At 62.0% G+C, this 18,015-nt stretch carries 17 protein-coding genes, 9 tRNA genes and 1 pseudogene; 8 read left to right on the forward strand and 19 right to left on the reverse strand.

Annotated features, from left to right (window positions below; all coding sequences use genetic code 11):
- Together AB5Y70_RS09590 and AB5Y70_RS09595 are read right to left on the reverse strand one after the other, a co-directional pair.
- A pseudogene (locus AB5Y70_RS09590) lies at positions 1 to 104 on the reverse strand (IS481 family transposase); the annotation flags it as partial.
- A 115-nt stretch (positions 105 to 219) separates the two neighbouring features.
- A complete protein-coding gene (locus AB5Y70_RS09595) occupies positions 220 to 846 on the reverse strand; it encodes an HAD family phosphatase (protein ID WP_043155770.1) in 627 nt (208 codons plus the stop codon).
- A gap of 164 nt (positions 847 to 1,010) precedes the next feature.
- On the opposite strand from AB5Y70_RS09595, the gene AB5Y70_RS09600 reads away from it, so the two are divergent.
- Positions 1,011 to 2,375, forward strand: coding sequence for an MDR family MFS transporter (locus tag AB5Y70_RS09600; protein ID WP_043155772.1), 1,365 nt, complete (start codon positions 1,011 to 1,013; stop codon positions 2,373 to 2,375).
- Between the two features lie 104 nt (positions 2,376 to 2,479).
- Here AB5Y70_RS09600 and AB5Y70_RS09605 read toward each other — a convergent pair whose 3' ends face one another.
- The 3 genes from AB5Y70_RS09605 to yqfB form a co-directional block, all read right to left on the reverse strand.
- Entirely contained in the window at positions 2,480 to 2,866 is a 387-nt protein-coding gene (locus tag AB5Y70_RS09605; RefSeq protein ID WP_010673839.1) for a DUF1622 domain-containing protein, read from the reverse strand.
- A gap of 61 nt (positions 2,867 to 2,927) precedes the next feature.
- The gene (locus AB5Y70_RS09610) at positions 2,928 to 3,848 is read right to left on the reverse strand and encodes an alpha/beta hydrolase (RefSeq protein WP_043155774.1); all 921 of its coding nucleotides are present in this window, start codon (positions 3,846 to 3,848) and stop codon (positions 2,928 to 2,930) included.
- An 87-nt stretch (positions 3,849 to 3,935) separates the two neighbouring features.
- Positions 3,936 to 4,268 (reverse strand): N(4)-acetylcytidine aminohydrolase, encoded by a 333-nt coding sequence (gene yqfB / locus AB5Y70_RS09615; RefSeq protein ID WP_041215617.1) that lies wholly within the window; start codon positions 4,266 to 4,268, stop codon positions 3,936 to 3,938.
- A gap of 270 nt (positions 4,269 to 4,538) precedes the next feature.
- On the opposite strand from yqfB, the gene AB5Y70_RS09620 reads away from it, so the two are divergent.
- Positions 4,539 to 6,371 carry an SLC13 family permease gene (locus AB5Y70_RS09620; RefSeq protein WP_043155776.1) on the forward strand — a complete coding sequence of 611 codons (1,833 nt, stop codon included), beginning with the start codon at positions 4,539 to 4,541 and terminating at the stop codon, positions 6,369 to 6,371.
- Positions 6,372 to 6,615: 244 nt separating this feature from the next.
- Here AB5Y70_RS09620 and AB5Y70_RS09625 read toward each other — a convergent pair.
- The 14 genes from AB5Y70_RS09625 to lolB form a co-directional block, all read right to left on the reverse strand.
- A tRNA-Leu gene (locus AB5Y70_RS09625) sits at positions 6,616 to 6,699 on the reverse strand.
- An 8-nt stretch (positions 6,700 to 6,707) separates the two neighbouring features.
- Positions 6,708 to 6,784, reverse strand: a tRNA-Met gene (locus AB5Y70_RS09630).
- A gap of 36 nt (positions 6,785 to 6,820) precedes the next feature.
- A tRNA-Gln gene (locus AB5Y70_RS09635) sits at positions 6,821 to 6,895 on the reverse strand.
- 46 nt (positions 6,896 to 6,941) lie between these two features.
- Positions 6,942 to 7,018: transfer RNA gene (locus AB5Y70_RS09640), tRNA-Met, on the reverse strand.
- 39 nt (positions 7,019 to 7,057) lie between these two features.
- Positions 7,058 to 7,132: transfer RNA gene (locus AB5Y70_RS09645), tRNA-Gln, on the reverse strand.
- 41 nt (positions 7,133 to 7,173) lie between these two features.
- Positions 7,174 to 7,248: transfer RNA gene (locus tag AB5Y70_RS09650), tRNA-Gln, on the reverse strand.
- 41 nt (positions 7,249 to 7,289) lie between these two features.
- Positions 7,290 to 7,364 (reverse strand) — tRNA-Gln (locus AB5Y70_RS09655).
- Between the two features lie 8 nt (positions 7,365 to 7,372).
- A tRNA-Met gene (locus AB5Y70_RS09660) sits at positions 7,373 to 7,449 on the reverse strand.
- Positions 7,450 to 7,684: 235 nt separating this feature from the next.
- The gene (gene ychF, locus AB5Y70_RS09665) at positions 7,685 to 8,776 is read right to left on the reverse strand and encodes a redox-regulated ATPase YchF (protein WP_010673843.1); all 1,092 of its coding nucleotides are present in this window, start codon (positions 8,774 to 8,776) and stop codon (positions 7,685 to 7,687) included.
- Between the two features lie 131 nt (positions 8,777 to 8,907).
- A complete protein-coding gene (gene pth / locus AB5Y70_RS09670) occupies positions 8,908 to 9,504 on the reverse strand; it encodes an aminoacyl-tRNA hydrolase (protein ID WP_043155778.1) in 597 nt (198 codons plus the stop codon).
- Positions 9,505 to 9,753: 249 nt separating this feature from the next.
- Complete coding sequence (locus AB5Y70_RS09675; protein WP_010673845.1) at positions 9,754 to 10,701, reverse strand: ribose-phosphate pyrophosphokinase; 948 nt, start codon at positions 10,699 to 10,701, stop codon at positions 9,754 to 9,756.
- 239 nt (positions 10,702 to 10,940) lie between these two features.
- A tRNA-Gln gene (locus AB5Y70_RS09680) sits at positions 10,941 to 11,015 on the reverse strand.
- Positions 10,995 to 11,873 (reverse strand): 4-(cytidine 5'-diphospho)-2-C-methyl-D-erythritol kinase, encoded by an 879-nt coding sequence (ispE, locus tag AB5Y70_RS09685; protein WP_049636685.1) that lies wholly within the window; start codon positions 11,871 to 11,873, stop codon positions 10,995 to 10,997. The genes AB5Y70_RS09680 and ispE overlap by 21 nt, the downstream gene beginning before the upstream one ends.
- Positions 11,873 to 12,451: a lipoprotein insertase outer membrane protein LolB gene (lolB, locus tag AB5Y70_RS09690; RefSeq protein ID WP_039039599.1), complete on the reverse strand. Its 579-nt coding sequence runs from the start codon at positions 12,449 to 12,451 to the stop codon at positions 11,873 to 11,875. The genes ispE and lolB overlap by 1 nt, the downstream gene beginning before the upstream one ends.
- A 125-nt stretch (positions 12,452 to 12,576) precedes the next feature.
- Here lolB and hemA point away from each other — a divergent pair, with 125 nt between their 5' ends.
- Genes hemA through kdsA form a run of 6 tightly spaced genes read left to right on the forward strand, consistent with a single transcriptional unit; the run spans position 12,577 to position 17,912 of the window.
- A complete protein-coding gene (hemA, locus tag AB5Y70_RS09695) occupies positions 12,577 to 13,836 on the forward strand; it encodes a glutamyl-tRNA reductase (RefSeq protein WP_041212583.1) in 1,260 nt (419 codons plus the stop codon).
- 50 nt (positions 13,837 to 13,886) lie between these two features.
- Positions 13,887 to 14,975, forward strand: a complete 1,089-nt coding sequence (gene prfA / locus AB5Y70_RS09700) for a peptide chain release factor 1 (RefSeq protein WP_039039601.1) — start codon at positions 13,887 to 13,889, stop codon at positions 14,973 to 14,975.
- Positions 14,975 to 15,808 carry a peptide chain release factor N(5)-glutamine methyltransferase gene (gene prmC, locus AB5Y70_RS09705; protein WP_039039602.1) on the forward strand — a complete coding sequence of 278 codons (834 nt, stop codon included), beginning with the start codon at positions 14,975 to 14,977 and terminating at the stop codon, positions 15,806 to 15,808. Before prfA ends, prmC begins: the two co-directional genes overlap by 1 nt.
- A gap of 42 nt (positions 15,809 to 15,850) precedes the next feature.
- Positions 15,851 to 16,234 (forward strand): SirB2 family protein, encoded by a 384-nt coding sequence (locus AB5Y70_RS09710; protein WP_039039603.1) that lies wholly within the window; start codon positions 15,851 to 15,853, stop codon positions 16,232 to 16,234.
- An 11-nt stretch (positions 16,235 to 16,245) separates the two neighbouring features.
- Entirely contained in the window at positions 16,246 to 17,046 is an 801-nt protein-coding gene (locus AB5Y70_RS09715) for a SirB1 family protein (RefSeq protein ID WP_041212584.1), read from the forward strand.
- Between the two features lie 11 nt (positions 17,047 to 17,057).
- Positions 17,058 to 17,912 (forward strand): 3-deoxy-8-phosphooctulonate synthase, encoded by an 855-nt coding sequence (gene kdsA / locus AB5Y70_RS09720; RefSeq protein ID WP_039039605.1) that lies wholly within the window; start codon positions 17,058 to 17,060, stop codon positions 17,910 to 17,912.
- The last annotated feature ends 103 nt before the right edge of the window (positions 17,913 to 18,015 follow it).

Raw genomic sequence — 18,015 nt, forward strand, 5'->3', positions numbered from 1 at the left:
CGGCTGTAGCCGATGAGCTTGCAGGCTTTGCTGACGTTATTGAGCTCTTTGGCGAGCTCTAGCAAGCTGAGTTTACGACGTGCTACTTTCTCGTTGGTGGTCATACGGTGACTCCAGATAACACGGTAGGGGTACCGTTTTGTTATCCGGTTTGAAGCCGTATGACCACTCCCTTTTGTGGGCAACTGTCAGGTGAATACCATCTCCATACAACCCATACTAGCGCGGGTAAAGTGTGCCCTGATCGACCAGCAAGGTGGTCATGCCGGCGGCCTTGCCCGCCTGAATGCCTATCCGGGTGTCTTCAAACACCAGGCAGTTGGCCGGGTTGGCGCCGAGCTGCTCGGCCACTTTCAGGAAGGTGTCCGGGTGGGGCTTGTGATTGACCACATCATCGGCACTCACCAGCACGGAGATGAAGGCATCGAGCCCGGTCTGACGCAGGATGTGCGCCGCATGTTCCCGGGTTGAGCCGGTACCTATGCCCATGGGCACCTTGTCGTGGTACTGCCTGACCAGCTCCCACATGGCGGGAAACACCCGGACGTCGTCGATCCGTGCCAGGTAGAGGGCCACCTTGCGCCGGGCAAAGGCTTCCATGTCGATGGTCATCCCGTGCTGCTGTGCCAGCATGGCCACTATCTTGCGGGTGGGGATGCCGCCGTACTCGTTGAGCTGTGCCCGATCAAACGGCAGGCCGAACTCGGCACTGGTGATTTCCCAGGCATCCAGGTGCAGAGGCATGGAGTCCACCAGGGTGCCATCCATGTCGAAGATCAGGGCGTCGTACTCGTCGAATCGGGGCTGTTCACTCTGGTGATGATCGCAGGGGGATGACTGGGGCATGGGGGGCGTCCTCTTCGGCAAAGACTCACCCTAGCAGATCCGGCTCGCAGATGTCGCGACCTTCATCATGGTTGGCAGTGGTTTTGACCATCGGCTAATGATTTATGAGACAATAATGTGCCTTGCACCCCCTGTGCCGATATCTCACATGAGCGAGCCTGCCTATGTCCCCCAAAACCGTCTTCTCGAGCGTGGCCCTGGTGATCGCCCTGGGCTCACTGGAAAAGAGCATCGTCACCACCCCCTTGCCCATCATAGGGGTTGAGCTGAACGCCGGTGCCGCCCTCACCTGGGTCGTGACCGCCTATCTGCTGGCGGCCACTGCGGCCCTGCCCATCTATGGCAAGTTGAGCGACATGTTCGGCCGGGTACGCATGCTCAACATCGGTATCGGCCTGTTTCTGGCGGGATCCGTGGCCTGCGCCCTGGCCCAGGATCTGCCAACCCTGCTGGCCGCCCGCGTGCTGCAAGGGTTGGGGGGCGGGGGGCTGATCGCACTCGCCTTTACCGTGATCGCCGACTGTATTCCGCCACGGGAGGTGGGCAAGTATCAGGGGTATATCTCGGCGGTCTATGCGGTCTCCAGCATCGCAGGCCCGCTGCTCGGTGGCTATTTTACCGAGCAGCTCAGCTGGCGCTGGATCTTCTGGATCAATCTGCCGCTCGGCGCTATCGCCCTCTGGCTGGTGAACCGCAATCTGGGTTACCTCAATGTGCGCCGCTACAGCCGCTTCGACTGGAAGGGAGCGGCACTGCTCATCACGGTCACCACCCTCACCCTGTTGCTGCTCTCGCCGGAGGCGGCCTTGCCCGCCGTCTGGCTCGCGGCTGCGCTGGGGGCGGCCTTGTTGCTGCTGATCCTGGTGGAGCGGCGGGCCCACGACCCCATACTGCCGGCCCACCTGGTGCGCCTGCCGGGTTATCTGGTGAGCGTGCTGCTGGCGCTGGCCTCGCAGCTGCTGATGTTTGCCGTGCTGGTCTACCTGCCGTTGCAGATGCAGTGGCAAAAGGGGATGAGTGCCAGTGACAGTGGCGGGATCATGGTGATCTTCATGGTCTGCATCACGGCAGGGGCCTTCGTCGGCGGCAAGCTCATCGGTCGCACCGGTCACTACAAGCGTTTCGTGGTGGCAGGTTTTGCCCTGGCAGCGCTGGCCCTGTGGCAGATCCACTTCGACCTCTGGGCCAGAGTGGGACTGGGGTTTGCCGGATTGGGGCTGGGTCTGGTGCTGCCGGCGCTGTCGGTGGTGGTGCAAAATGCCCTGCCGCGGGAAGATCGCGGCATCGGCATGTCCCTGTTCAACTTCGGCCGGGAGCTGGGCGGGGCGGTCGGTGTCGCCATCTGCGCCGTGTTGTTCCATGCCGCTCTGCCAGCAGGCAGCAGCCCCAATCTGGCCAGCCTGAGCCCGGCCGAACTGGCACCCGGTTTCAGCGCCACCTATATCGGCATGGCGCTGATCGCCACCGCCGCCCTGCTGGTCACCTTGCTGGCATTGAAGCGCCACGAGCTGGCCAGCAAGCACGCCTGATGGTTACTATCGGATACAAAGAGGGCTCCCCGTGGGGAGCCCTCTTCATGGGATCAGGCTGGTGCCTTTCCTTCCGTGTCGTGGCCTTGTGCCACTCAGCCCGCTCATCGGGCGTCGGGGCGGGAAGGTGACCTGACAGGCTCGGGTTGCTGGCGCTCGGCCTGGGCATCGAGCTCCTTGCCGAGGAAGTAGTTCAGGAAGGTGCGGATGACCGCGATGATGGCGAGGCGCACCAGCTCCTCCTTGCTCGGTGCCACTGTGGTGGCCAGGATGTCGGCAGCGAGCTGGAACTCCAGCGCCAGGATGAGCCAGCTGCCGAAGCAGAGGCGGATACGGGGAAAGCCGGGCTCGTGATCCCGCACTCTGGCCGCCAGCCAGAGGGTCTTGCCAAGGCCGATGACCACGCAGGCGATGGAGATGATCTCCAGCAGCAGCTGGAACAGCTCCACCCCGTGCATCATGCCCTCTTTCAGGCTCGCTATCTCGAACACTCGGGTTACCTCCCTGATTCAAAAGAGACACTTTTAACACGGCTTGGGGGCCGGTTCCAACTCAGAGTCTTCTGAGCATCATGGCTATATGGTCGATGAGCTGACGAGCGGCAGGGCTGATGGCCGCCAGTTGGAAGTAGCCATGAATGACGCCATGCTGCCGCTGGCAAGTGGCATCGACGCCAGCCTGCACCAGCTTGCCATACAGGGCTTCCCCTTCGTCGCGCAGCGGATCATATTCCGCCGTGACGATATGGGTCGGCGGTAATCCTGACAGGGCGGGATGGTGGAGCGGGCTGGCTTCGGGATGGCTGGGGGGCAGGCTGCCCAGGTAGGCGTGAAAACCGCTTGCGAGCATGTCCCGGGTGATGAGGTAGTCGTCACCGAGATCGCGGTAGCTTTGGCTCTCGCAGAGGGCATCCAGCATGGGATAGAGAAGCAGCAGGACCTTGGGCAAGGGGGCGTTGGCAGCCTTGAGCCGCAAGGTGGTGATCAGGGCGAGATGACCCCCTGCGCTGTCGCCGGCAATGGCGAGACGTGCCGGATCCCCATGCCATTTCTCCACCTCGGCCATGATGGCCCGTGTGGCGGCCAGCGCATCGTCGTGAGCCGCAGGATAGGTGTGTTCCGGGGCGAGGCGGGTGTGTACGGCGAAGATCAGGGCGCTGGCCCGGTTGCACAGCATCCGCATCTGGCGATCGTGGGTCTCGAAATCCCCGCTGACAAAACAGCCGCCGTGAAAATAGATCAGCACCGGATACGCGGGGTCCGGTTTGTCTGCGGGCCGATAGCAGCGGATGGCGTGGTGATCGGTCTGCCACTCTTCGATGGCGCCCACCTCTTCCTGCTCACCGCCCAACAGGGCAGAGGCTAGGTAGCCGTCACGGCGCGCCTGCCAGCTCAGCTGGCTCGCCTTGGGACGACCTGCGGCGATGAAGTCTGCCACCATGGCTGCGATGGCCGGTTCGAGTTGTTTTTCCATAAGACACCAATGACTGTATATAAAAACAGTCATTGTGCGCTTTTGGCCCGTGAGCGCAACCGGCGTTAGCTGAGGCAGCTCACAAAATCAGGCTTCAATCAGCACGAATTCAATCACATAGAGGGGCGGCAGTGCGGGGTAGATATCGCGGATCACATCTTTAAGCTCGGGGAGGGTCATGTTCTCCTGACGGGCGTGCTCGTCGCTCAGCGCCTCGAAGGCGACCGCCTTGACCGAGATGACCTCAATGGTGCCAAAAGGCTGGTGTTCCGGGTTGGTGAACAGGGCCAGGCGCTGGCCGGGCTGCCAGTTTGCCTCGCTCTCGTCGCGGATGGTGATGGTCTTTCGGCCAGCCTGGATGTCGGCGACAAAGCGGCTGAAGAAGGTGAATGCCGGGTAGGCCGGGGTGTGCTGGGTCATGTCGTCTCCGAAGGGCAAGGGGTGAGAGGGCGGCTCAGGCCGCGGCGGGCCCATTTTAGGAGGGGCAAGGGGAGCGTGCAGCACTTTTTACCCCGACATGTGAAGGGCGACCGACTGCGTTTACGGACCGGTAAAATGGCCGCAACTGAACCTGAATGTGAGATGATGCGGCCTCCTCTTTCTTGATATGTAACAAATCAGGGGGACGGGCTCTGTGGTCTGATGGCGTCCGAGGCCGGCCGTGGTTGACGTTGAACAAAAGGAGCAAGTGTGAATTCCGAGTTGATCTGGGTGCTCAGCATGCTGGTGGGTGCCATTCTCCTGTTTATTACCAACAAGGTCCGCATGGACGTGGTCGCCTTGTTGATCATCATCCTGTTCGTGTTGAGCGGCACCCTGACCCTGCCGCAGGCGCTGGCAGGATTCAGCGATCCCAACGTCATTCTGATTGCCGCCCTGTTCGTGGTGGGGGAGGGGCTGGTGCGTACCGGCATCGCCTATCAGGTGGGAGATGCCCTGGTGAAGGTGGCCGGCAGCAGCGAAACCCGCATGCTGGTGCTGCTGATGGTGGCGGTGGCGACCCTGGGGGCCGTGATGAGTTCGACCGGGGTGGTGGCCATCTTCATCCCCGTGGTGCTGAGCGTGGCGAACCGGATGGGGATCCCGGCGGGCAGACTGATGATGCCGCTCGGCTTTGCCGGCCTTATCAGCGGCATGATGACGCTGGTGGCAACCCCTCCCAACATGGTGGTGAACAGTGAGCTGATGCGGCACGACATCCAGGGGTTCGGTTTCTTCGGCTTCACTCCCATGGGCGTCATCATTCTGGGGATGGGGATCCTCTACATGCTGCTGATGCGCAACCGTCTGGTGCGTGAAGGGGAAGAGGGCAAGGGCAAGCAAATGGGACGCAGCACCATGCGGGATCTCATCCGTGATTACCGGCTGGCGGGGCGAGCACGCCGACTGGCGATCCGGCCCGACTCCCCCCTGATCGGCCAGACCCTGGACGAGCTGCAATTGCGTGCCCGCTTCGGGGCCAACGTCATCGGGATGGAGCGCTGGCGCAAGTTCAGGCGGGTGATGGTCAGTGTCACCGGGGTGACCGAGTTCCAGGCCAAGGATGTGCTGCTCATCGACATGTCGGATCCCGAGGTGGATGTGCGGGAGTTTTGCAGCGAGGCGCGGCTCGAGCCCATGATATTGCGCGGGGAGTATTTCTCCGACCAGGCGCGGGAGGTGGGCATGGCGGAGGTCTCCCCCATCCCCGGCTCCCGGCTGCTCGGCAAGAGCATCCGCGAGGTGACCTTCCGTTCCCGTTACGGCCTGAGCGTGGTGGGGATCCGCCGGGATGGAGAGGCGCTGACCGGCAAGCTGGTGGACGAGGCGCTGCAGATGGGGGATACCCTGCTGGTGGTGGGGAACTGGAGCCTCATTCGTCAGTTGCAGACCCATCATCGCGATTTTCTGCTGCTGGGCCTGCCTGCGGAAGTGGACGAGATGGCGCCGGCCCGCAGCCAGGCCATCCACGCCCTGATTGCCCTCGGGGTCATGATAGTACTGATGGTGACGGATCCCGTGCCCAACGTCATCGCGGCGCTCATCGCCTGCCTGCTGATGGGCAAGTTCCGCTGTATCGATCTGGAGAGTGCCTACAAGTCCATCCACTGGCCGACCCTGATCCTCATCGTGGGCATGTTGCCCTTTGCCCTTGCATTGCAGCAGACCGGCGGGGTGGATCTCATCGTCGGCGCGCTCATCTCGGCGGTGGGGGAGATGGGCCCCAGGGTGATGCTGGCCAGCCTCTTCGCGCTCTGTGCCGTCATCGGGCTCTTCATCTCCAACACGGCGACGGCGGTGCTGATGGCGCCCATCGCGCTGGGGACGGCCCATCAGATGGGGGTATCACCTTATCCCTTTGCCATGACCATCGCCATCGCCGCCTCGGCAGCCTTCATGACGCCGGTCTCGTCGCCGGTCAACACCCTGGTGCTGGGCCCGGGCAACTACAAGTTCATGGACTTCGTGCGCATTGGCGTGCCCTTCACCTTGCTGGTGATGGTGGTGAGCGTCATCGCCATCCCCTGGTTCTTCCCGTTCTGACGACAGCAAACGATATGGCGGCCTGCGGGCCGCCTTTTTATTGCCCGCAGCGCTCTGCGAGATGAAAAGGGCGGCATCACGCCGGAGCAGGGCATAGCGCCGTCGCAGAGGAGAGCACAAGGCTCAGCCGTTGATACATGAGGTGGCGTTGCAGGCGTGCGATGGCGTGGAGAGGGGAAGAAGAGCGGCAAACGCCGGATACAAAAAAACCAGCCTGAGCTGGTCTGTTTGGTACTGCTTTCGATGGTGCGGAAGGAGAGACTCGAACTCTCACGCCTAGGGCGCCAGAACCTAAATCTGGTGCGTCTACCAATTTCGCCACTTCCGCAAGAATAATGGTGGCTATGACGGGATTCGAACCTGTGACCCCCGCATTATGAGTGCGATGCTCTAACCAACTGAGCTACATAGCCGTCTTGTGCACGACTTGCGTCGAATACAAGCAAAAATGGCTGGGGCACTAGGATTCGAACCTAGGTATGGCGAGATCAAAACCCGCTGCCTTACCGCTTGGCGATGCCCCAACAGTGTTCTTTGCAATCGGATGATTGAAGGAACGTTTTTCAAACATGGTGGCTATGACGGGATTCGAACCTGTGACCCCCGCATTATGAGTGCGATGCTCTAACCAACTGAGCTACATAGCCGTTTGTTGTCAACCACAAACGTGGAAGAGAACATAAAAATGGCTGGGGTACTAGGATTCGAACCTAGGGATGGCGAGATCAAAACCCGCTGCCTTACCGCTTGGCGATACCCCAACAGCGATGCCTGGCAGAGACTGTCAAACATCACTCAAAAATGGCTGGGGTACTAGGATTCGAACCTAGGGATGGCGAGATCAAAACCCGCTGCCTTACCGCTTGGCGATACCCCAACAGCGATGCCTGACAGAGACTGTCAAACATCATTCAAAAATGGCTGGGGTACTAGGATTCGAACCTAGGGATGGCGAGATCAAAACCCGCTGCCTTACCGCTTGGCGATACCCCAACTAGAGATGGTGGCTATGACGGGATTCGAACCTGTGACCCCCGCATTATGAGTGCGATGCTCTAACCAACTGAGCTACATAGCCAACCGTGCTTCCAGTGAGTCGTTGCCTCGTCACTGTGCGGCCGGAATTATGCGTATCTGGCTCTGGGGCGTCAACCCTTTTTTTGTTTGAAAAAACGAATTTGGGTGCGTTTGGCGAGTTATTGGCCGCTGTCGTGCAAAAGCCCAACAATCTGGTTTTTTTTACGACATTCGCACCCAGATCGCGCCTCTGGCCAGATAAAAAAGAGGCCAGCAAATGCTGGCCTCTCATGGGGTTAGACGTTGAACAGGAAGTTCATGATATCGCCATCCTTGACGATGTAGTCTTTCCCTTCCGCGCGCATCTTGCCTGCTTCCTTGGCGCCTTGCTCACCCTTGTAGGTGATAAAGTCGTCGAAGGCGATGGTCTGGGCGCGAATAAAGCCTTTTTCGAAGTCGGTGTGGATCTTGCCAGCGGCCTGCGGGGCGGTGGCACCTACGGGAATGGTCCAGGCGCGCACTTCTTTCACACCGGCGGTGAAGTAGGTCTGCAACTTGAGCAGCTCGTATCCGGAGCGGATCACCCGGTTCAGGCCCGGCTCCTCGATGCCCAGATCCGCCATGAACTCGGCGCGGTCTTCGTCGTCCAGCTCGGCGATGTCCGCCTCGATGGCGCAGCAGACGACCACGACAACGGCGTTCTCGGCGGCGGCTATCTCACGGACCTGATCCAGGTAGGGGTTATTCTCGAAGCCATCTTCCGCCACGTTGGCGATGTACATGGTGGGTTTGAGGGTCAGGAAGTTGAGGTGGCTGACGGCGTCCAGCTCATCCTTGTCCAGCTTCATGCCGCGGATCATCTGGCCGTTTTCCAGGGCAACCTTGATCTTCTCCAGCACTTCCACTTCCAGCTTGGCATCCTTGTCGCCGCCCTTGGCACGCTTGGACTGGCGATTGATGGCGCGCTCGCAGGCATCCAGGTCGGAGAGGGCCAGCTCGGTGTTGATGACCTCGATGTCGTCGGCCGGGGAGACCTTGCCCGCTACGTGGACGATGTTCTCGTCCTCGAAGCAGCGCACCACGTGACCGATGGCTTCGGTTTCACGGATGTTGGCCAGGAACTGGTTGCCAAGGCCTTCGCCCTTGGAGGCACCGGCCACCAGGCCGGCGATGTCCACGAACTCCATGGTGGTCGGCACGACACGCTGCGGATTGATGATGGCCGCCAGCTGGTCGAGGCGGGGATCCGGCATGGGGACCACACCCGTGTTCGGCTCAATGGTGCAGAACGGGAAGTTGGCGGCTTCGATGCCGGCCTTGGTCAGCGCATTGAACAGGGTGGATTTGCCTACATTGGGCAGGCCCACGATACCGCATTTAAAACCCATGGATTGTTACCTTGTTGATGGATGCTTCAAGGGGCCGCGCGGGCGGCCCGTGTCGTGTTGCTTGACCCCGAGGCGAGGGATCTCGCCAGGGGCCGGTCATCTTGAACTGCCTGGCGATGCAGGCTGAAGGCCTAGACTTTCTCGGCCTTGAAACAGTGCAGGCGATTCATGGCCTTGGTCATGTCCTGCTTGAACAGGATGTCGGTGGCGCGCAGGGATTCGTCCAGCGCGGCCTCGATCAGACTCTGCTCACTGCTGGGCGCCTTGGTCAGCACGAAGCCGGCGACCAGCTCCTTGGCGCCCGGATGGCCGATGCCAAGGCGCAGCCGGAAGAAGTTATTGTTGTTGCCCATCCTGGCGATGATGTCCTTGAGGCCGTTATGGCCGCCGTGACCGCCCCCTTGCTTGAACTTGGCGATGCCGGGAGGCAGGTCCAGCTCGTCGTGGGCCACCAGGATCTCTTCCGGGGCGATCTGGTAGAAGCGCGCGAGCGCCGCCACGGCCTTGCCGGAGAGATTCATGTAGGTGTTCGGGATGAGCAGCCGCACATCCTGCCCGTCCACTAGGAAGCGGGCGGTGTGGCCGAAGAACTTGGGCTCTTCGCGCAGGCTGACATTGTGCCAGCGTGCCAGTTGCTCCACATACCAGGCGCCCGCATTGTGGCGGGTCTTGGCATATTCGGGGCCGGGATTACCCAGCCCGACAATCAGTTTGATTTGACTTGTCACGCTTGATGTCTTCACTCGCTACTTGCCATGGGCGGATGACCCGGGGCAATGGGACGCAATATTCTAGCCGCCGAGTGGCGATCACTCAACCAAAGTGCGGCAAGGTCGGGGAAAAGCCGGACAGAAGGGCTCGGGTGGGGTGGCTCGTCCGAGGTTTTCGTCTCTTGCCGAGTGGAGGCTGGCGGCTGGCGCCAGGCACCCAAAAAAACAAAAACCGCCATTCGGCGGTTTTTGTCACAACAGGGTCTATCAATGCTCGAACATGGCAGAGATGGACTCTTCGTTGCTGATGCGGCGAATCGCTTCGGCCAGCACGGAGGAGAGGGTCAGCTGCTTGACCTTGCCGACTGCCTTCATCTCCGGGGTGAGCGGGATGGAGTCGGTGATGATCAGCTCGTCGATGACCGAATTCTTGATGTTTTCAACGGCGGTGCCGGAGAAGACAGGGTGGGTCGCATAGGCGAACACGCGCTTGGCACCACGCTCTTTCAGCGCTTCGGCCGCTTTGCACAGGGTGCCGCCGGTGTCGATCATGTCGTCGACGATGACGCAGTCACGACCGGCCACGTCGCCGATCAGGTGCATGACCTGGGAGACGTTCGGACGGGGACGACGCTTGTCGATGATGGCGATGTCGGTGTCGTCCAGCAGCTTGGCGATGGCACGGGCACGGACCACGCCGCCGATGTCCGGTGACACGACCACGGGGGATTCGAGGTTCTTGGCCTTCATGTCTTCCAGCAGCACCGGGCTGCCGAACACGTTGTCGACGGGGACGTCGAAGAAGCCCTGGATCTGCTCGGCATGCAGGTCAACGGTCAGCACACGGTCCACACCCACGCTGGAGAGGAAGTCGGCGACGACCTTGGCGGTGATGGGCACACGGGCGGAGCGGACGCGGCGGTCCTGACGGGCATAACCAAAGTAGGGGATAACGGCAGTGATACGGCCAGCTGAAGCACGACGCAGTGCATCCACCATGACGATCAATTCCATCAAATTGTCGTTGGTCGGGGCACAGGTGGATTGAATGATGAAGATATCGCCACCGCGTACATTCTCGTTGATCTGTACGCTGATCTCGCCGTCGCTAAAGCGACCTACGGCAGCATTGCCGAGTTTGATAAACAGGCGATCTGCGATCTTCTGGGCTAGTTCCGGCGTTGCGTTACCAGCAAACAGCTTCATGTCAGGCACGGTTTGAAACCTCGGGGTTGCATCCAGTATGTGGGGAGTCTGATTTTAGACCCGTATCGTTTGGGGGCAAACGATTTAGCAAGATGACGGACAAGGTCTCTGGGCGATGTCGAGGATGGCGTCTCATCACCCGCAGGGTGGGTGGACGGGAATCCACCTTGAGCGCCATCGCGTCAGATTGGCCCAAGACACATCGACGAGGTCAACACCTCCCGATACGGCCTCAACAAGGAGAGAGTTGGCTGGGGTACTAGGATTCGAACCTAGGAATGGCGAGATCAAAACCCGCTGCCTTACCGCTTGGCGATACCCCAATCACTCACTTGTTGCAAAGTGACGAAGAGTGGTGATATGTTCTCGCCCTTGGCGACAAACCCATCCCAGCCTTCCGGCACTCTTGCCAACACCTTCCGAGCAGCCATTTCGTCTTCAAATCGAGCAAAGACGCAGGCGCCAGTGCCCGTCATTCTTGACGGCGCGTATTCTAGCAACCAGCCGAGCGCATTGGCAACCTCGGGGTGGCGCTTTTTCACCAGCAGCTCGCAATCGTTTTTCCACTCTCCTGCCAGCAGATTGTCCAGGGTCATCTTGGGGGTGTTGCGGGGCAGGTCGGGATCCTGGAACACGGCGGCGGTGGCCACATGGCAATCCGGCTTGAGTACCAGGTACCAGGCATCCGGCACCTCGACCGGTTGCAACCGCTCCCCCACGCCTTCGGCGAAGGCGGCCTTGCCCCGCACGAACACCGGCACGTCGGCGCCCAGCTGCACGCCGAGCTCGGCCAGCTCGTCTTCACTCAAGCCGGCTTGCCAGAGGTGGTTCAAGGCCACGAGGGTGGTGGCCGCGTCCGACGAGCCGCCCCCGATGCCACCGCCCATGGGCAGTACCTTCTCCAGCCGGACATGGGCTCCCTGCGGACTGGCCAACCGGCTCTGCAACAGTCGCGCAGCCCGGATGATGAGGTTCTGTTCATCGGGCACGCCGGGAATGGCCGGGCTCAAGGTGAGCTGGTCGCTGCTGGGGATCGGCTCGAATTCGAGCCAGTCGCCGTGGTTGAGAAAGATGAAGAGGGTCTGCAGTTCGTGGTAGCCATCGGGGCGGCGGCCGTTGACGTGCAGGAAGAGGTTGAGCTTGGCCGGGGCGGGCCAGCGGATCGGCGCCTGGTCGTGCATCATGGTGCCAGGGTCCACTCGTTGATCTGCAGCTTGAGACGGCTCTCCTGCCCGGTCATGGTGAGCAGGTGGGGTAGGCGATAGCCGTCCTGATCCCGATAGTCCCCGTAGACGATCTGCCACTGGCCGTCGCGCACGCTGGCGAGGCTGGCATCGGGGTTGAGCTCGAATTCGGCCTGCCCCGGCAATCCCTTGATCCACTCAGGCAGCCCGGCCACCGGAATGTGCCAGCCGGTGAGCTGATAGACCAGGAGCTCGGCATCCTGGCTCTGGTGCTGTTTTCCGTCGTTGTCGAGCAGAGTCACCTCGCCGCCGGTGCGGGAGAGTTCCAGAATATGGGTGCCGATGAGGCTGGTGAGGTTGAGGCGATAGTCGTCGCCGTTTTGCTGCCAGTTGAGGCGAGCGCTGCCCTTCTGGCGGGCGGTGATGATGGCCATCTTGCCCGACAACTGCCAGTGTGTGAGGCGTTCGAGGCGGGCGCGCTCCTGCTGCCAGTTGACCTGATCCCGCTGGGGTTGGGTGGTGGTACAGCCCGCCAGCACCAGCAGGCAGGCGAGGGAGAAGATACGCAACAACAAGGTGGAGCTCCGCAGATGAGGTTTGCGACAGTATAAGGGGCGGCCGTATTGCTTTTAAAGACTTACCCTTTCTCGTACAATTGTCGGCCTCTACACCCTGTGCATGAAACGATCATCACCCACCCATGAGTCTGCTTGCCCTCGGAATCAACCACAACACCGCCAGTGTCGCCTTGCGGGAGCGGGTCGCCTTTGGCCCGGACCGCATCGATCGCGCCCTGCGTGAGCTGGTGGAGCAGCCTGGCGTCAGCGAGGCGGTGATCGTCTCCACCTGCAACCGCACCGAGCTCTATTGCAGCCTGGAGCAGGGGCAGGGGGAGCAGGTGCTGAACTGGTTGCAGCGGTTCCACGCGCTGGAGGCGAGCGAGGTGCTCTCAGCCATCTACCGGCACCAGGACGAGGAAGCGGTGCGGCACCTGATGCGGGTGGCCTGCGGCCTCGACTCCCTGGTGCTCGGGGAGCCGCAGATCCTGGGGCAGATCAAGCAATCCTACGCCCACGCCCAGCAGGCGGATGCGGTGAAAGGATCCCTGGAGCGCCTGTTCCAGAAATCCTTCTCGGTGGCCAAACGGGTGCGCACTGACACCGAGATCGGCGCCAGCGCGGTGTCGGTGGCCTTCGCCGCCGTGAGCCTGGCCCGCCGTATCTTCTCCGACCTCTCCCAGACCAAGGTGCTGCTGGTGGGCGCCGGCGAAACCATCGAACTGGTGGCCCGCCACCTGCGCGAGCAGAGCGTGACCCGGATGATGGTGGCGAACCGGACCCTGCAACGGGCCCAGTTGCTGGCAGAGGAGTTCGGTGCCCAGGTAATGACCCTGGAGGAGATCCCGGACTACCTGCACGAGGCGGACATCGTCATCAGCTCCACGGCAAGCCCCCTGCCCATCATCGGCAAGGGCATGGTGGAGCGGGCGCTCAAGGCGCGTCGCTTCAAGCCCATGTTCCTGGTGGATATCGCCGTGCCCCGCGACATCGAAGCCGAGGTAGACGAGCTCTCCGATGCCTATCTCTACACGGTGGACGATCTGCAGGGCATCATCGAGCAGAACCTGGAGACCCGCAAGCGGGCGGCCGCCGAGGCGGAACTCATCGTGCAGGAAGAGCGCGACGAGTTCATGGGTTGGTATCGCAGCCAGCACTCGGTGGATCTCATTCGCGATTATCGCCATCAGTCACAGCAGGTCGCCGACGAAGAGTTGCAGCGGGCCCTGCTGGCCCTGCAACAGGGTGAAAATGCCGAGCAGGCGCTCAAGGCCATGGCCCATCGCCTCACCAACAAGCTGATCCACGCACCGACCCAGGCCCTGCGCCAGGCCGCCGCTCAGGGGGACAGCCACAAGCTGGCCCAACTGCGTCAGGTGCTGGGATTGTCACAAGAATCATAGTGTTGGGACGGCCCTTTGCCGTCCCGTCCTCCATCGAGAATCCAAGAGTCATGAACCCCTCATTGATCAGAAAGCTGGAAGGCCTCATCGAGCGCCATGAAGAAGTACAGGCCCTGCTCGGGGAGCCCGGGGTCGCCTCGGATCAGGACAGATACCGCGCCCTGACCCGGGAATACGCCCAGCTGGAAGATATCGTTCACGCCTTCCAGCGTTTCCGCCAGGCCGAAGAGAACCTCGACACCACCCGGCTGATGCTGGAGGAAGAGGATGCCGAGCTGCGGGAGATGGCGCAGGAGGAACTGCCGCTCGCCAAGGCGACCTTCGAGGAGCAGGAGCAGGCGCTTCAGGTGATGCTGTTGCCGCGCGACCCCAAGGATGACAACAACTGCTATCTGGAAATCCGCGCCGGTGCCGGTGGCGACGAGGCGGCCATTTTCGCGGGGGATCTGTTCCGCATGTACTCCCGCTACGCCGAGCGTCAGGGGTGGCGTGTCTCCATCGTCAGCTGCAATGACGGCGAACACGGTGGCTACAAGGAGGTGATCGCCAAGGTGGACGGCGAGCACGTCTACGGCCGCCTCAAGTTCGAGTCCGGCGGCCACCGGGTGCAGCGAGTCCCCGAGACCGAATCCCAGGGCCGGGTGCACACCTCCGCCTGTACCGTGGCCGTGCTGCCCGAAGTGCCGGAAGCCGAGCAGGTGGAGATCAACCCCTCCGAGCTGAAGATCGACACCTTCCGCGCTTCCGGTGCCGGCGGCCAGCACGTCAACAAGACCGACTCCGCCATCCGCATCACCCACCTGCCCACCGGGCTGGTGGTGGAGTGCCAGGACGAGCGCTCCCAGCACAAGAACCGCGCCAAGGCGATGTCGGTGCTCTCCGCTCGCCTGCAGGCGGCCGAGGACGAACGCCACCGCGCCGCCGAGCAGAGTACCCGCCGCAACCTGGTGGGCTCCGGGGATCGCTCCGAGCGCATCCGCACCTACAACTATCCCCAGGGGCGTCTCTCCGAGCACCGGATCAACCTCACCCTCTATCGTCTGGGCGACATCCTGGAAGGGGATCTGGACTGCGTGATCACCCCCCTGGTGCAGGAGTATCAGGCGGATCAGCTCGCCTCCCTGGCCGAGAGCAACTGATGCAGATCCAGCAGGCCCGCGCCCACATCATGGCGACCCTGGCCTCCGGGGAATCCCCCCGTGCCGACGCCGATGCCCTGCTCTGTCATCTGCTGGATTGCCGGCGCAGCTATCTGATGACCTGGCCGGAGCACGAGCTCGATGCCGCCCAGCAGGCAACCCTGGCGGGCTGGCTTGCCCGTCGCCTCAATGGTGAGCCCATTGCCCACCTCATCGGTGAGCGGGAGTTCTGGTCGCTGCCGCTGAAAGTGAGCCCGGCCACCCTGATCCCGCGCCCCGATACCGAGGTGCTGGTGGAACAAGCGCTGGCCCGCCTGCCGGGCGGCCCCTGCGCCCTGCTGGATCTGGGCACGGGCACCGGTGCCATCGCCCTTGCGCTCAAGTCTGAGCGACCGGATGCCGATGTATGGGCGGTGGACAGGATGCCGGCCGCGGCCGCGCTGGCCCGCACCAACAGCGCCGCCCTGGGATTGCCCATCGAGGTGCGCGACGGCAGCTGGTTTGCGCCGCTCTCGGATGCACCGCGCTTTGCGATGATCGTCTCCAACCCGCCCTATATCGACGGGACGGACCCCCATCTTCACGAGGGGGACGTGCGCTTCGAGCCGCGCTCCGCCCTGGTGGCGGAGGAGCAGGGGCTGGCGGATATCCGCCTTATCGTCACCCAGGCGCCCGCCCATCTGGTGCCAGGTGGCTGGCTGTTGCTGGAACACGGCTGGGATCAGGGGGAGGCGGTGCGTCAACTCCTGCTGCAACAAGGCTACGTCCAGGTGGAAACCGTGCGCGATTACGGCGATAACGAGCGGGTGACCCTGGGGCGCCTGGCTCAGTGATATGACGGGCGGGCCCGGTCTGCCCCTGTTCAAGGAAATCTTATGTATGTTGTTCTCAAGCATCTGCACCTCACCCTGATTGCCGGGGCCGTGCTGATGTTTATCCTGCGCTTTTACTGGTTGCAGACCGGCTCCGCGCTGGCAGGGGGCGCCCGCACCCTCAAGATCAGCGGCTGGCTCAACGGCCTGGTGGTGCTCTCCGGTGTGCTGCTCTGCATGGTGCTGGGTCTCAACCCCCTCAACAACGCCATTCCCTGGCTGGCCGAGAAGCTGACGTCCATCCTGGTGGTGGCGTTTCTGGCCATGATGGCGCTGCGCCTGGCCCGTAGCAACGGCATCCGCTGGTTTGCCTTCCTGGGCGCACTGGGGTGGATCTTCTTTATCGCCAAGCTTGCGGTGCAAAAGCAGGCCAGCCTGTTCGGCTAGGAAGGATGACGATGATACGTGTGGATGAGTGGACCGACTTCGAGGCTCACGATCTGGCCGAGCTGGCGCTGTCGGTGAGCGACGAGATCCGGGGCCATGGCGGCACGGGAGAGGCCGAGCTTGCCCGCCTCGATGCCTGGCTGGACGAGACGATTGCCGAGGGAGACTGCGATGAGGTGCGCCGTCAGCTGTTGCAGGGTTTCTACCAGACCCTGGGCTTTCGTGGCGACTGGCAGGATTACTTCTCGTCCGCCAACTGCGATCTGGACCAGGTGCTGGCAAGGCGCAAGGGGATCCCGGTCAGTCTCGGCATCCTCCTCATCCAGCTGGGTCGCAAGATAGGGCTGGATGTGGAGGGGATCTGCTTTCCCGGCCATTTCCTCCTGAGTTTTGCCGGTCTGGACGGGGAGGTCTATGTGGACCCCTTCAACGGTGATGAACTGAGCCGGCACCGCATCGAACTGCTGCTGCGCGGTGCCCTCGGCAACCTGGCGAGTCTGAGCGATGATCACCTGCAGCCATCGGGGCAGTGGGAGATCATCGAGCGCTTGCTCAATGTCAGCAAGGGCGCCCTGCTGCGCGAGGAGCGCATGACGGAGGCGCTGCGCTGCAGCGAGCTGCTGCTGCGCATGAAGCCCGGCGATCCGCTGGAGACGCGGGATCGGGGCTTCATCTATGAGCAACTCGATTGCCCGCGCTTTGCCGCCGACGATTTCGAATACTTTATTGAACAATGCCCTGATGATCCCGTGGCCGATGTGCTGAAAACCCAGCTGGCCACCCTGGACCTCAGTCCCAAGCCCCTCCATTAAGGATCCCTGAGATGGAACAGAAGAATATCAAGGTCAACCAGATCGACGTCGCCAACGACAAACCTTTCGTGCTGTTCGGCGGCATGAACGTGCTGGAATCCCGCGACATGGCGATGGCGGTGTGCGAGAAGTACGTGGAAGTGACCAGCAAGCTCGGCATCCCGTTCGTGTTCAAGGCGAGCTGGGACAAGGCCAACCGCTCCTCCATCCACTCCTATCGCGGCCCGGGTCTGGAAGAGGGGATGAAGATCTTCCAGGAGCTGAAAGCGACCTTCGGCATGCCGGTGATCTCCGATCTGCATGAGCCCCATCAGGCCAAACCGGTCGCCGAGGTGGTCGACGTCATCCAGCTGCCCGCCTTCCTGGCGCGCCAGACCGATCTGGTGGAGGCCATGGCCCGCACCGGCAACGTCATCAACATCAAGAAGCCGCAATTCCTGAGCCCAAGCCAGATGAAGAACATCACCGACAAGTTCGAGGAGTGTGGCAACGATCGCCTGATCCTCTGCGAGCGCGGTGCCAACTTCGGCTATGACAACCTGGTGGTGGACATGCTGGGCCTGGGCGTCATGAAGAAGAGCACCGGCGGCTATCCGGTCATCTTTGACGTCACCCACTCCCTGCAGTGCCGTGATCCCCTGGGAGCGGCCTCCGGCGGTCGCCGCGAGCAGGTGACCGAGCTGGCCCGTGCCGGCATGGCGGTGGGCCTGGCCGGTCTCTTTATCGAATCCCACCCGGATCCGAAAATTGCCCGCTGCGACGGCCCGAGCGCCCTGCCGCTGGAGAAGCTGGAAGGCTTCCTCAAGCAGATGAAGGCCATCGACGATCTCGTCAAGGGCTTCGAGCCCCTCGATACCTCCGCCTGATCGCGATTTTTACTATCAAAAATGCCCCGCCATGCGGGGCATTTTTATTTCCGTCATTTTCATTTGGTGCTCTTCGGCGTCCATTGCGACCATGTTTCCGTGG

The organism is Aeromonas sp. s1(2024) (genome assembly GCF_040908005.1).
GTDB classification, from domain to species: domain Bacteria; phylum Pseudomonadota; class Gammaproteobacteria; order Enterobacterales; family Aeromonadaceae; genus Aeromonas; species Aeromonas caviae.

Excerpts from the sequence above, each read along its gene's own strand:
- AB5Y70_RS09595 (WP_043155770.1), bottom strand. The coding sequence starts at position 846 with ATGCCCCAGTCATCCCCCTGCGATCATCACCAGAGTGAACAGCCCCGA.
- AB5Y70_RS09600 (WP_043155772.1), top strand. The coding sequence starts at position 1,011 with ATGTCCCCCAAAACCGTCTTCTCGAGCGTGGCCCTGGTGATCGCCCTG.
- AB5Y70_RS09610 (WP_043155774.1), bottom strand. The coding sequence starts at position 3,848 with ATGGAAAAACAACTCGAACCGGCCATCGCAGCCATGGTGGCAGACTTC.
- yqfB (WP_041215617.1), bottom strand. The coding sequence starts at position 4,268 with ATGACCCAGCACACCCCGGCCTACCCGGCATTCACCTTCTTCAGCCGC.
- ychF (WP_010673843.1), bottom strand. The coding sequence starts at position 8,776 with ATGGGTTTTAAATGCGGTATCGTGGGCCTGCCCAATGTAGGCAAATCC.
- ispE (WP_049636685.1), bottom strand. The coding sequence starts at position 11,873 with ATGCACGACCAGGCGCCGATCCGCTGGCCCGCCCCGGCCAAGCTCAAC.
- hemA (WP_041212583.1), top strand. The coding sequence starts at position 12,577 with ATGAGTCTGCTTGCCCTCGGAATCAACCACAACACCGCCAGTGTCGCC.
- prfA (WP_039039601.1), top strand. The coding sequence starts at position 13,887 with ATGAACCCCTCATTGATCAGAAAGCTGGAAGGCCTCATCGAGCGCCAT.
- prmC (WP_039039602.1), top strand. The coding sequence starts at position 14,975 with ATGCAGATCCAGCAGGCCCGCGCCCACATCATGGCGACCCTGGCCTCC.
- AB5Y70_RS09710 (WP_039039603.1), top strand. The coding sequence starts at position 15,851 with ATGTATGTTGTTCTCAAGCATCTGCACCTCACCCTGATTGCCGGGGCC.
- AB5Y70_RS09715 (WP_041212584.1), top strand. The coding sequence starts at position 16,246 with ATGATACGTGTGGATGAGTGGACCGACTTCGAGGCTCACGATCTGGCC.
- kdsA (WP_039039605.1), top strand. The coding sequence starts at position 17,058 with ATGGAACAGAAGAATATCAAGGTCAACCAGATCGACGTCGCCAACGAC.